This is a genomic window from Paractinoplanes deccanensis (genome assembly GCF_016862115.1).
Classification (GTDB): domain Bacteria; phylum Actinomycetota; class Actinomycetes; order Mycobacteriales; family Micromonosporaceae; genus Actinoplanes; species Actinoplanes deccanensis.
In genome coordinates this window covers 49,476-61,493 of the sequence record NZ_BOMI01000109.1, presented here as the reverse complement: position 1 = coordinate 61,493, position 12,018 = coordinate 49,476, and the positions used below count along the sequence as shown (strand labels likewise).

Sequence of the window (12,018 nt, the reverse complement as noted above, 5' to 3'; positions counted from 1 at the left end):
CCGGCCGGACGCAGCCTGCGCGCCCGGAGGGGCCGGTGCCCTGTGCCTCGCTCGGGCGGGCCGGCCGGACGCGGCCCGCGCATTCGACCGGGCCGGCGCCTTATGCCTCGGTGGCCGGCCGGACGCGGCCCGCGCACCCGGACGCGCCGGCGCCCCATGCCTCGTTCGGGGGCCGCGTGGTCGTGGCCGCCGGCCCGGACCTGCGGCGAGGGGAGGACGAGGCCCGGGAGATCGCCTCGCTCCGGCCCGGTTCGGTGCTGCTGCTGGGCGAGTCCGCCACGCCCGCCGGCGTGCTGCAGGCTCTCGACGGCGCCGCGCTGGCACACCTGGCCGCCCACGGCCGCCACGAAGCCGAGAACGCGCTCTTCTCCACCCTCGAACTGGCCGGCGGCCCGCTGCTCGGCTACGACCTCCAGCGGCTCCGGCAGCCGCCGGCCGTCGTGGTGCTCTCGAGCTGCGAGCTGGGCCTCAGCGAGATCCGGCCGGGAGACGAGACGTTCGGCCTGGCCTCGGCCCTGCTGGCCGCGGGCACCACCACCGTGGTCGCCAGCGTCGCCCGCGTGGCCGACGACATCGCCCGCGAGGTCATGGTCCGCTTCCACCGCGCGCTCACCGAAGGCCACCCTCCGGCAGCGGCCCTCGCCGCCGCAGGCCCCGGCACCAGCTTCCTCTGCCTCGGCGGCTGACCAGCACGATCAGCCACCCGCCCAACGCACTCAACCAGACACATGACACAGCCGTAAGCACGGCAAAGGCGCCCTGCGACTTCCACGCACGTCCTGGTGCCGGCGTCATGCGGCGGGCTGACACAGTCAAACGTGCGGTGTGGCGCGCTGGGCAGCCATCTGGCGCGCCCGGCTCTCGTTGTCCTGCGGATCGCCGCCGGCGTGGCTTGCCTGGGCGGGTGGGCCGGGTGGCGGTCAGGGCGTGTCGAAGGCCTGGTTGATCTGGGCGGCCAGGCGGGACTGGGCGTCCGGGGAGACCTCGGTGAGCTGCATGCCGACCTCGACGCCGTCGGGGCGGGCGGCCTTGCGTACCACCTGGGCGCTGACCGAGCAGGGGCCCGTCGGGAGCTGCATGGTGGCGGCCACCCGGTCACCGACCGAGACGGCGGCGTTCGCGGGCAGCAGGCAGCCGATGCCCTCGGTGCTCAGGTCGATGAGGGTGCCGGCGATGTCGGGGCGTTTGCCGGCGCGCACGGTGATCGGGCCGGTGGTGGCCACGCGGTCGTGGCGGCGGCGTTCCAGGCGTTCGGCGACCTCGGAGAGGTCCTGGATGCTGGCCATGGTGGCGTCGACGGTGGTGTTCAGGCGTTCGACGATCTCGTGCTGGTCGTCGGCGATGCCGCTCAGGCTGCCCATCGCCGACTCGATGTCGGCGACGTCGTGGACGATCGCGGACAGGGTGCCGCCCATCTGGGCGATGTCGGACTCCAGGGCGGCGATGGTCGCCGTGATCTGTTCGGTTGACTGTGCTGTGGTGTCGGCGAGGCTTTTCACCTCGTCGGCCACGACGGCGAAGCCCTTGCCGGCGGCGCCCGCCCGGGCGGCCTCGATGGTGGCGTTGAGGGCGAGCATGCGGGTCTGCGAGGCGATCTCGGAGATGACGCCGGCGATGCCGGCGACCTGGCGCAGGCTCTCGTTGAGGGCGGTGGCGGACTCGTCGGCGCTGCGGGCGCGGCGGACCATCAGCGCGGCCGCCTCGGTGGTGACCGAGACCCGGTGGTGGGTGGCGGTGGCCGCCTCGCGGGCGGCGCCGACCTGGGAGACGACGTCGCGCAGGCGCTCGGTGATGACGGTGCCGGTGTCGTCGATGGCCTCCTTGGCGCGGCGGCGCAGCCGGTGGTTGACGCGGCGCTGCTCCTGCTCGGTCTCGCGCAGCTGCGTCTCGCGCTCGGCGCGCATCCGCTCCAGCTCGGCCCGGCCGGTCTCGAACAGGGCGCCGAGCGCCGCGAGCTGGTCGGTGAACGACGCGTTGCCGTAGGGGCGGCCGGAGGAGAGCTCGGCGTACGGGAGCCCGGGCGAGGAAGGCTGCACCGGCAGGGGAGTGGCGGCCGAGTCCAGCAGCTCGCCGAGGGCGGACGTGACCGTGCGGAAGTCGCGTCGCTTCTGACGGCGGCAGCCCACGAGGTAGGCGACGGCCGCGGCCGCGAGGAGGAGGATCACCCAGACTGCGGTCATGCGGTTCGCCCCGGCGGGAGGGAAAACTGCATCACGGGCGCTCCGATCTCGAGACGGCAACGCCGCTGTTGATCGGCGCTCGGATGCCTGCGTTTAGGGTTCCATCCTCAGCGCGCGCGAACGGGTGATTTCCGAGAATTCGGGCGATTCCGGCGCCAGTTGATGGTGACGGCGGGGCAGGGAGGGCTGTGCGCGCGGACCCAAGGGTGCGGGGCGAGCAGGCGGGGCGAGCAGGCGAGGCGTGAGGCAGGGCACCGGGAGCGAGGATCAGGCGGTGCCGACTCGGGAGACGGCTATCAGGGCGTCGGCGAAGGTGCGGCGCCAATTGATGTAGTCGTGGCCGCCGGTGTATTCGAGGTAGGAGACCGGGTAGCCGCGGGCGCGCAGCGCGTCGCGCATCGCTCGGTTGACGGAGACCTGGTCGGGGGCGCCGCCGGGGCCGGGCATCGTCTCGGCGGTGCCCACGTCGAGGAAGAAGCGGACGTCGGCGCGCGGGCGCCGGGTCACCTCGCGGATCAGCCAGCCGGGCTCGCCCTCCTGCGGGCTGGGCCACCAGAAGCTGCCGGACTGGGCGATCACCGCGCCGAAGTGGGACGGGGCCAGCAGGCCGATGTGCGCGGCGGCCAGGCCACCCCGGGAGACCCCGGCGATGATGTTGCCGCCGGGCTGGCTGCCGGCGCCCAGGTGCTCTTGCGCCCACGGCAGGAGGCGGCCGGTGACGAAGTCGTGCATCGCCGGGGTGGGGCTCAGGTCGGCGTCGCGCGACGCTTCGCGGCTGCTCACGAAGATGGCGGCGAGGGGCGGGATCCGGCCGTACGCGATGAGGTTGTCGAGGGTGGTCGGCACCCGCAGGACGTGGCGGGCCAGGAAGCCGTCGAAGGCGACCAGGATCGGCAGGTCGTCGAACGCCATCCCGGCCGGCCGGTAGATCGCGATGTCGCGGGTGCCGCCGAGCGGGCCGCCGGCCAGCGCCGTCTCCATGATCGTGCCGGCGGCGACGCCGGGGCGCGGGGTGATCCACGGCTCGGGTGGGGCGTCGGGCAGGTCGAGCACCGAGGCCCAGCAGTCGTGGTCGTCCGGGTCGGCGGGGTCGGCGGGGAAGTGGAGCCGGCGCGGGTTGGCCGCGTCGAGGTGGGTGGGCCCCCGCCCGTACGCGTCGCGGGGTAGCTCCTCGGCCCCGTCGTGCGTCAGGCAGTAGAGGGTGCGCAGGTCGGCCGGCAGGGTCCGGGTGGCCCACCACAGGTCGGTGCCGGGAATCCGGTCGAGCGGGATGTCCACGCCCCACCGCGCGCGGGTGGACCGGGCCGTGCCCCGCCACAGGAAGGTCACCAGGCGGGTGCCGTCGCGGCACGGCTCGATCAGTGGGGTGCCGGTGGCGGTGACCCGGTCCCAGAACGAGGCCACGGCGTGCGGCGACGGGTCGGCGAGCAGGCGGGTGATCTGCGGACTCTGCACGTCGGCCGCTCCAGAGATCGCTGCCTATGGTGATCGGACCGCTACCGAGCGTCGCAAGTGGAGGCTGTGGTGTCAAGCGTAGGCGTGCAGGCCCGCGAGAAGCGCCGCCAGACCGGCCTTGGCGTCGGCGAAGAGCATCGCCGTGCGCGGGTCGGTGTAGAGCTCGTTGTCGATGCCCGCGTAGCCGTGTCCCAGCGACCGCTTGATCACGATGACGGAGCGAGCCTTGTCGACGTCGAGGATGGGCATGCCGGAGACGGGGTTGCCGGGGCGGCGCGCCGCCGGGTTGGTGACGTCGTTGGCGCCGATCACCAGCGCCACGTCGGTGCGCGCGAAGCCGGGGTTGCTCTCCTCGAGGTCCAGGAGCTGCTCGTACGGGGCGTTCGCCTCGGCCAGCAGCACGTTCATGTGCCCGGGCATGCGGCCGGCGACCGGGTGGATGGCGTAGCTGACCTCCACGCCGCGCTCGGTGAGGGCCTGCGCCAGCGCGACTGCCTCGTGCTGCGCCTGGGCGGCCGCGAGCCCGTACCCGGGAACGATCACGACCTTGCCCGCGTACGCCAGCTGGATCGCCGCGTCGTCGACGGTCACCTCCCGTACCTGCTGGGTGGCGCCCACCGCGACCGCGACCGCGTCGCCGGTGCCGTAACCGCCCGCGATGATCGCGCCGATCGGCCGGTTCATCGCGTCGGCCATGAGCTTGGTCAGGATCGCGCCGGCCGCGCCGACGAGCGCGCCCGCGATGATCAGCGGCGTGCTCTCCAGCACGAAGCCGGCCATCGCCACGGCGGTGCCCGTGCACGCGTTCAGCAGGGAGATGACCACCGGCATGTCGGCGCCGCCGATCGGCAGGGTGAGCAGCACCCCGGCCGCGAGCGCCGCCACGGCCATCCCGGTGAGCGCCCAGGGCGACGGCTCGGCGCCGACGTAGACCACGGCGAGCGCCGCCGCGGCGGCCGCGAGCAGCACCGAGATCGCCCGGCCGAACGGCACGGCGAGCGGGCGGCCCGGCACCCGGCCGGCGAGCTTGCCCGCGGCGATCAGCGATCCGCTGAACGTGACCGCGCCGATCAGCACGTCGAGCACCCCGGTGACCTCGGCCTGGGTGGACGCCGGCCGCTCGCCGAGCGCGATCAGCGCCGCCGCCCCGCCGCCGACCGCGTTGAACAGGCTCACCAGTTGGGGCATCGAGGTCATCCGGACGACCCGCGCGGCGACCAGGCCCGCCACCGCGCCGCCCGCCGCGCCGGCTCCCAGAGCCCAGGCCGCGTACGCGTCCACCCCGCCGTCGTGGATCAGCACCGCGAGCGTGGTGAGGATGGCGACCGCCATGCCCGCCGCCGAGACCTGGTTGCCGCGCCGCGCGGTCGCCGGGGCGTTCATCAGGTGCAGGCCCACCACGAAGGCCGTCGCGCAGGCGAGGTAGATCAGGTGGACGGTGGTGTCGAAGGCGCTCATGACCGGCTCCGGAACATCGCGAGCATGCGGTCGGTGACGACGTAGCCGCCGGCGACGTTCATCGCGGCGAAGAAGGCGGCGATGGCGAGCAGGGCGTATCCGGCCGTCGTGGATGCCGTGGCGGCGAGCAGCATGACGCCGACGATGACGACGCCGTGGATGGCGTTCGCGCCGGACATCAGGGGGGTGTGCAGGGTGGCCGGTACTTTGCTGATCACCTCGAAGCCGACCAGCAGGGCGAGGGTGAACACGGTCAGGTCGGCGAGCAGCAGCGGGCTCATGAGCGGATCCCCTTCAGCAGCCGGGAGTGGACGATGTGCCCGTCGTGGCAGACCAGCACCCCGGCCTGCACCTCGTCATCCGGGTCGAGCGTGAGCACCCCGTCGGGCATCAGGTGGGTGAGCAGGGCGACGGCGTTTCGGGCGTACGCGGTGGAGGCCGCGACCGGCACGGTGGCGGCCAGGTCCGGCGCGCCGATCACGGTCACGCCGTTCTCGGTGAGCGTGCGCGTGTCGGGCAGCGACCCTTCGACGTTGCCCACGGCCAGGTCGAGCACGACGGAGCCGGGGCGCATCTCGGCGAGCGCCGCCGCCGGCACGAGCAGCGGGGCGGGCGCCCCGGGAACCTTGGCCGTCGTGATCACCACGTCGAAGCGGGGGATCGCCGCCCGCAGCGCCGCCTGCTGCGCGCCCGCCTCGTCCTCGGCCAGCGGCCGGGCGTAGCCGTCGCTGCCGGACCGGTCGGCGTGCGGCGCCCGCAGCACGCTCGCGCCGAGCGAGGCGATGTCGGCCAAGGCGGCCTCCCGCACGTCGTAGCCGGTGACCAGGGCCCCCAGCCGCCGTGCCGTGGCGATCGCCTGCAGCCCCGCGACCCCGGCGCCGAGCACGAGCACCTGCGCCGGCCGGGTCGTGCCGGCCGCGGTGACGAGCATGGGGAAGAACCCGCCGTACGCCTCCGCGGCGAGCAGCGCCGCCTTGTAGCCGGCCACGTTCGCCTGCGAGGTGAGCGCGTCCATCGCCTGGGCGCGGCTGAGCGTGCGCGGCAGCAGGTCGAGGCTGATCGCGGTGATCCGGGCCGCGGCGAGGCGCTCGGCCAGGCCCAGGTCGCCCAGCGGGTCGAGCAGCCCGATCAGCACCCGGCCCTCCGGGAGCGCGGCCACGTCGTCCGGCGGGTGCAGGCACAGCAGGACGTCGCTGCGGGCGTACACCTGATCGCGGGTGACCACCTCGGCGCCGGCGGCCTCGTAGTCGCCGTCGCCGAACCAGGCGCGGCCCCCGGCGCCGGCCTCGACCACCACCCGCACCCGGCGGTCGCGCAGCCGCCCGGCGGCGTCCGGGGTGAGCGCCACCCGGCGCTCACGCCCCGGTGCCTCGCTGAGTACTCCGACGATCGTCATCGGCATCCCCTCGCATCGATATCGATGCTCTACCACCTCGGGCGGGCGCTCGGCCACCCGCGCGGCGGTAAGGTCGGCCGCATGGCGGAACGGATCGGTCCGGGCGTGTGGTCCCTCCAGGGTGAGACGGTCACGCTGCCGGTGACCATCACCGATGCGCGGATCACCGCGGCGGTGTTCACCTCCCCGGTCCGCGCGGCGCGCGACCTGCTCGCCGATGTCCCGCTGGCGCCGCTGAGCGTGTTCGGCCGGGCCGTCGGTGTGCTCATGTGCCTGCACTACGGCGAGTGGGCGCTCAAGTCGTACGACGAGGTCGGTGTGGGCCTGCTGGCCGTCGGCCCCGGCCGCCGCCCGGGGCTCTACCTGCTGGATCTGCCGGTGACCGGTGCCTTCACGCGGGAGGCGGGCCAGGACTTCTGGGCGCTGCCGAAGTGGCTGATGACCGCCACGCTGCGTTTCGGCGCCACCAAGACCGACGTGACGGTCGGCGACGGCGACACGCCGGTGTTCTCGGCGTCGATCACACACGGGCGGCTGCGCCTGCCGTTCGGCGTGCGCTCCTCGCTGCCCGCTTGGTCCTGTCTGGACCATGGTGCGCAGGCGGGCAAGCTGCTGCGGGGCCGGGTGCCGATGCGCCTGTCCGGCGTGCGCCTGGGTCGCGCTCCCTATTCCGTACGCCTGGGAGAGCACCCGATGGCCCGCCGGATGCAGGCGCTCGGCATGGTCGGCCGTCCGCTGCTCACCGTGCACGCGACGTCGCTGCGCGGGCCGCTGGGGGAGTGGCCCGCCGTCAGCGCACGATCGTCGCGAGCACCTCGTTGAAGGCCTCCGGAGCTCAGCCGAAATAGTGGCCCTGCTCCAGGTCCTCGAGGAGGCCCGGGTGGGTGGGGCGCCAGCCGAGCAGCTCCCGCGTGATCGCGCTCGAGGCGGGCTGGTCGCCGGAGAGGATCATGCCGAGGAAGCCGAACTCCTCGGCCGGGCGGGACTTCACCGGGAGGTCCAGGTGCCGCCCGATCACCTCGGCGATGTCGGCGGTGCGCACGCCCTCGTCGCCCACGGCGTGCAGGGTGGAGCCGGCCGGCGCGCTCTCCACGGCCAGGCGGAACAGGCTCGCCGCGTCGAGCCGGTGCACGGCGGGCCAGCGCTGCGACCCGTCGCCGACGAAGCCGGAGACGCCGGACCGGCGGGCCGCGGCCACCAGCATGGCGACGAAGCCCTGGTCGCCGGGCCCGTGCACAGTGCGGGGCAGGCCGACCACCACGGAGCGCACCCCGCGCTCGGCCATGGCGACGACGATCGCCGCGGTCTCCGCGCGGCCGCCGACGGGTGAGCCCGGGGCGGTGGTGTCGCGCTCGGTCGCGACCTTGCCCGGCACGGCGGGCGTGCCGGACGCGATGACCAGCGGCTTGCCGGTGCCCTCGAGCACGGCGCCCATCGTCTCGACGGCGCGCCGGTCGTCCAGGATGTTCTGCTCGAAGACCGAGAAGTCGTGCTTGAAGGCGAGGTGGATGACGCCGTCGGCGCCGTCGGCCCCGGCGCGCAGCGCGGCGAGGTCGTCGAGGTCGCCGCGGACGACCTCCGCGCCGACGGCGGTGAGCGCGGCGGCGGAGGCGTCCGAGCGGGCGAGGCCGACCACCTGGTGGCCGGCGGCGAAGAGCTCGGGGAGGACGGCGGAGCCGGTCCAGCCGGACGCTCCGGTGACGAAGATGCGCATGTGAGGACCTCCTGGCCCTGTGATGGGACTTGGTCTCATCACCGTAGCACGTGATGGGACCGAGTCTCATCACGCTAGGATCGGCGCATGGCACGGTGGGAACCGAACGCGCGCGAGCGCCTGGCGTCGTCGGCGCTCGACCTGTTCGCCGAGCGCGGCTACGAGGGCACGACCGCCGCGGAGATCGCCGCCCGGGCCGGCCTCGCCAAGAGCACGTTCTTCCGCCACTTCGCCGACAAGCGCGAGGTCCTCTTCGCCGGCCAGGACCTCATCGGCGAGGCGTTCGCCGCCGCGATGCGCGCGTGCCCGCCCTCGGCGACCCCGCGGGAGCTGCTGCACGCGGCGCTGGCGGCCGCGGCCTTCGCGTTCGGCGACGAGCGCCGCGCCTGGGTGGTCCGGCGCCAGGCCGTCATCGACGACAACACCGAGCTGCGCGAACGGGAGCTGCTCAAGCGGGCGTCGCTCACCGCGGCCCTCGAGTCCGCGTTGCGCGAGCGCGGCCTCGGCGAACGGCTCGCCGCGCTCGCCGCCGAGGTGGGCAGCCTCGCGTTCCGCGGTGCCTTCGCCCGCTGGATCGCCCCGTCCAACGCCCGCGGCTACGCCGAGCTGGCCCGGGAGGAGCTGGACGCTCTCGCCTCGGCGGCCGCGTCGCTCGGCTGATCCCTATCCGGACAGCGTGTGGGCAAGGCGGGTGGCCGCGTGCGCTCGGCCGGCCGTCGGGACAGCGTGTGGGCAAGGCGGGCGGCCGCGTCCGCTCGGCCGGCCGCCGTCAGGACAGCGTGCGGGCCAGGCGGGCGGCCTCGTTCTTGAGGCGGGTGCGCTCGGGGAGCGCGGCCGCCGCCGTCACCTCGGGCAGGTCGGCGCGGGCGCCGATGGCGGCGGCGGTGGCGGTGGCGAGCGCGAGCAGGTCCGGCAGGCCGGCCGGCGCCGGGTCGAGGCGCAGCAGGGCCGGGACCACGGCGTGCAGGACCGCCCAGACCGCGTGCTGGGCGCCGCCGCGCGCCAGGTCGGCCAGCGCGCCGGTGGTCAGGGGCAGGTCGTCGTGGTGCGCGCGCAGCAGCAGGGCGAGCTCGCGGCCGAGCAGGCCGGCGTCCAGGCCGCCGTGGCGGGCGAGATGGGCGACCGCCGTGGCGGCGTCGTGGCGGCAGCCGGCCTCGGCCGCGGTCAGGCCCCGCGCCAGGACGAGAGCCATGGCGGGCCCGAACGGGCCGGCCGACCGGGCCAGCGCCGACACCATACCGGCGGAGCGCTCCTCGGACGGGCAGTGCAGCAGGTGGGCGGCGGTGATCTCGCGATGGCTGGGCAGGACCGTCGCCCATCCGGCGGGGTCGCCCGCGGCGGGGTGGACGCGGTCGGCGGGGAGGGCCAGCAGGCCCGGCGGTACGGCCAGGCCGGGCGCGTCGAGCGGGGCGAACGCGACCGTCCGCTGCTCCGGGCCGCCGGGCGGCGCGACCACGGTGATCGCCGGGTCGGGCAGGCCGCCGGCGCGCAGCCACGCGGCGAAGCGGCGCCCGGCCGTGGAGTTGAGCCGTTCGGCCGCGGCCAGCACGGTCGGCGGCGTCTCGCGGGGCAGCCGCAGCAGGGCCTGGGCCAGGTCGTACGGGCCGGGCTGCCATCCGGCCCGCTCGGCGGAGGCGAGGCGCAGCAACAGGCGCGCCGGGTCGACGTGACCGTCCTGGGTGGCCGGCGTCGCGAGCAGCGCGGGCGGGCCGTCGCCCCGGCCCAGCTGGCCGGCGAGCTCCCGGACTCGCAGGCGCAGCATCTCGTCGGGAGGGGGCAGGCGCTCGGGCCGCCTCCCGGCGGCCGGTGCCGGTGCCGGGGGTGGCGCGGGCGCGGGCCGGCGGGCGCCTACCGGCCCGTACACCTGGGTGGGGAGGGTGCGGGCGGCCTCGGCGAGCGCGGGCGGCACCAGGGCCTGGAAGAGATCCGCGAGGGGAGAGGCGGTGTCGGAGGCGAAGCGGGCGAGGGTCTGCGCGAGGTCGGCGCGCGCGGACCCGGCGAACTTGACGATCGCGGCCAGGACGCGTTCGCGCGCGGCGCCGTCCAGCGGGCCGCCACCGAGGACGGCCGCCAGTTCCGCGAGGCTGCCGATCGCCGGGGGCAGAGGAGCCGAGGTGTACGGGACGGGAGCGGGCGGAAAACGCGGCGCCGGCGGGATCGCCGGCTCACCGAGCAGCTCGCCGGCCTGGCAGCGCAGGTCCCCGCCGAGCGCGTCGGCGGCCGGCCGCAGGGCGGTGGGCCCGGCGGAGTGGTGGCTGAGGACCCGCAGCGCGCGCTCGGCCACCTCGGCGTCGTCGCTGTCCAGCACGGAGGTCGCGGCGTCCAGCAGGTCGGCGGCGGCCTCGGGATGGCGGGTGACGGCCCGGTCGAGCCAGGCGAACTGGGCCCGGACCAGCTTCTTCTCGGTGCGGGCGAGGGCAGCGTGCGCGGCGGCGGCGACCGTGCCGGCGTCCAGCAGGCCCGCGTCGTCGAGGGTGCGCAGCGTGCGCTGGGCGAGCTCGGCCACCGGGCCGCTGGGCTCGGCGAGCATGGCGAGGAAGTCGTCGCGGTGCGCGGCCCGCTCCTCCGGCGTGGGGTCGAGGTGGCGGAAGGTGTCCAGGACCGGGCGCAGGGCGGCGCCCCGGTCGCCGGAGCGCAGGCGGCTCACCAGCAGGGCGATCAGCTCGCGGCGGTCGATGCGCTTGCCGGCGGCGAGCAGGGCCAGGGCGGCGGGCCAGGTGTCGCCGAGGTCGGCGGCGACCCTGGGCGAGGCGAGCAGGGCGGGCAGCTGCACCTCCAGCCAGGGGTCCTCGGCGAGGCGGGCGGCGAGGGCGCCGGCGGCCTGGGCGGGGGCCTGCTCGCGGACGGCGGACAGGTGGCGGACCCAGCCGCGCAGCATCGGCTCGGTCGGGGGCGGGGGCAGCCCGGCGGCGCGCAGGGCCGCGGCGGTGAGGGCCCATTCGCCGCGGTCGTGGTCGTGATGCGTCAACTGATCGGCAAGGGCGGTGGCCACCTCGGCCAGGGCGGGGCGTCCCTGTGCCTGCAGGACCCGGACGACGGCGGCGATGGTGCGCCCGGGCAGGTCGCCCTCGAAGCGCGGGGAACGCAGCCAGGAGACCACGTCCTCGGTGGTGGGCAGGCAGCCGGCGCCGGCGGCCAGCAGCGCGCCCTCGCGCCGGGCGCGGTCGTCGGCGCGGGCCCGGGTGGAGCGGCGGGGGCGCCCTTTGGCCGCCGTGCCCGCGGTCGGCGGGGCGGGGTCGACGGTGCGGATCCGAGGGGCCAGGGCGCGCCGCTGGGGCTCGCTCAGCAGCAGCAGGGCGTCGGCCACGTCGTCGGCGTCGCCCTCGTCGAGCAGCTGGAGGAGCTCGTCGAAGCACGGCCGGCGTGATCCCCGGCCGGACCGGCGGGCGGGGGCTGCCGTTGTGCTCGCCGCCGTTGTGGTCGCCGCCGTTGTGGTCGCCGTCTTTGTGGTCGCCGGCGCGGCGGTGGCCGGCGGCGTCGTCCTCGTGCCGCGGCCGGCGGGTTTCTCAGTAGCCGTGGCCATGAGGGGAAGGTAGCGACCACTCGCGCCTCTCCGCCCCGATTCCGCCACATTCGTTCCCGCCTAGGAGGCAGGGAACCTAGCCTCCTAGGACGGCTTAGGGGGTGTGCGCCTCAGGGGACGGGCTCGGCGCGGCGACGGGCGGCCCGGGCTTATGCGGCGAAATCGTCCGCCATCACCCGGACGGGGCATTACCGTGATCGTGAAACATTCTCGGCGGAACCTGGCCGCGACTTCTCATGAGCCCCGCCCTGGATGCCGATCTGCGCGGGTGCGAAATACGGACAGGAGAGGC

Annotated in this window: 10 protein-coding genes; 3 read left to right on the top strand and 7 right to left on the bottom strand. The window is 75.6% G+C overall.

Features of this window, described 5'->3' with window-relative positions; translation table 11 throughout:
- Positions 1 to 686: CHAT domain-containing protein (locus tag Ade02nite_RS27760; RefSeq protein WP_203770179.1), on the top strand; the 686-nt coding region annotated here is incomplete at its 5' end.
- A 234-nt stretch (positions 687 to 920) separates the two neighbouring features.
- On the opposite strand, the gene Ade02nite_RS27755 is transcribed toward Ade02nite_RS27760, so the two are convergent.
- The 5 genes from Ade02nite_RS27755 to Ade02nite_RS27735 form a co-directional block, all read right to left on the bottom strand.
- Positions 921 to 2,180 carry a methyl-accepting chemotaxis protein gene (locus Ade02nite_RS27755; protein WP_203770177.1) on the bottom strand — a complete coding sequence of 420 codons (1,260 nt, stop codon included), beginning with the start codon at positions 2,178 to 2,180 and terminating at the stop codon, positions 921 to 923.
- 267 nt (positions 2,181 to 2,447) lie between these two features.
- On the bottom strand, positions 2,448 to 3,635 hold the full coding sequence (locus Ade02nite_RS27750; RefSeq protein ID WP_239169097.1) for an alpha/beta hydrolase-fold protein: 1,188 nt from the start codon (positions 3,633 to 3,635) through the stop codon (positions 2,448 to 2,450).
- Positions 3,636 to 3,707: 72 nt separating this feature from the next.
- Positions 3,708 to 5,093 (bottom strand): NAD(P)(+) transhydrogenase (Re/Si-specific) subunit beta, encoded by a 1,386-nt coding sequence (locus Ade02nite_RS27745; RefSeq protein ID WP_203770168.1) that lies wholly within the window; start codon positions 5,091 to 5,093, stop codon positions 3,708 to 3,710.
- Positions 5,090 to 5,374: an NAD(P) transhydrogenase subunit alpha part 2 gene (locus Ade02nite_RS27740; RefSeq protein ID WP_203770166.1), complete on the bottom strand. Its 285-nt coding sequence runs from the start codon at positions 5,372 to 5,374 to the stop codon at positions 5,090 to 5,092. Before Ade02nite_RS27740 ends, Ade02nite_RS27745 begins: the two co-directional genes overlap by 4 nt.
- Complete coding sequence (locus Ade02nite_RS27735) at positions 5,371 to 6,489, bottom strand: Rossmann-fold NAD(P)-binding domain-containing protein (protein WP_203770164.1); 1,119 nt, start codon at positions 6,487 to 6,489, stop codon at positions 5,371 to 5,373. Before Ade02nite_RS27735 ends, Ade02nite_RS27740 begins: the two co-directional genes overlap by 4 nt.
- Positions 6,490 to 6,513: 24 nt before the next feature.
- Between Ade02nite_RS27735 and Ade02nite_RS27730 the strand changes: the two genes are divergently transcribed.
- Entirely contained in the window at positions 6,514 to 7,311 is a 798-nt protein-coding gene (locus Ade02nite_RS27730) for an acetoacetate decarboxylase family protein (protein ID WP_203770162.1), read from the top strand.
- Between the two features lie 13 nt (positions 7,312 to 7,324).
- On the opposite strand, the gene Ade02nite_RS27725 is transcribed toward Ade02nite_RS27730, so the two are convergent.
- Complete coding sequence (locus tag Ade02nite_RS27725) at positions 7,325 to 8,203, bottom strand: SDR family oxidoreductase (RefSeq protein ID WP_203770160.1); 879 nt, start codon at positions 8,201 to 8,203, stop codon at positions 7,325 to 7,327.
- Between the two features lie 87 nt (positions 8,204 to 8,290).
- Here Ade02nite_RS27725 and Ade02nite_RS27720 point away from each other — a divergent pair, with 87 nt between their 5' ends.
- Complete coding sequence (locus Ade02nite_RS27720; RefSeq protein ID WP_203770158.1) at positions 8,291 to 8,863, top strand: TetR/AcrR family transcriptional regulator; 573 nt, start codon at positions 8,291 to 8,293, stop codon at positions 8,861 to 8,863.
- A gap of 109 nt (positions 8,864 to 8,972) precedes the next feature.
- On the opposite strand, the gene Ade02nite_RS27715 is transcribed toward Ade02nite_RS27720, so the two are convergent.
- Positions 8,973 to 11,726, bottom strand: coding sequence for a DUF6493 family protein (locus Ade02nite_RS27715; RefSeq protein WP_203770156.1), 2,754 nt, complete (start codon positions 11,724 to 11,726; stop codon positions 8,973 to 8,975).
- Positions 11,727 to 12,018 lie beyond the last annotated feature (292 nt).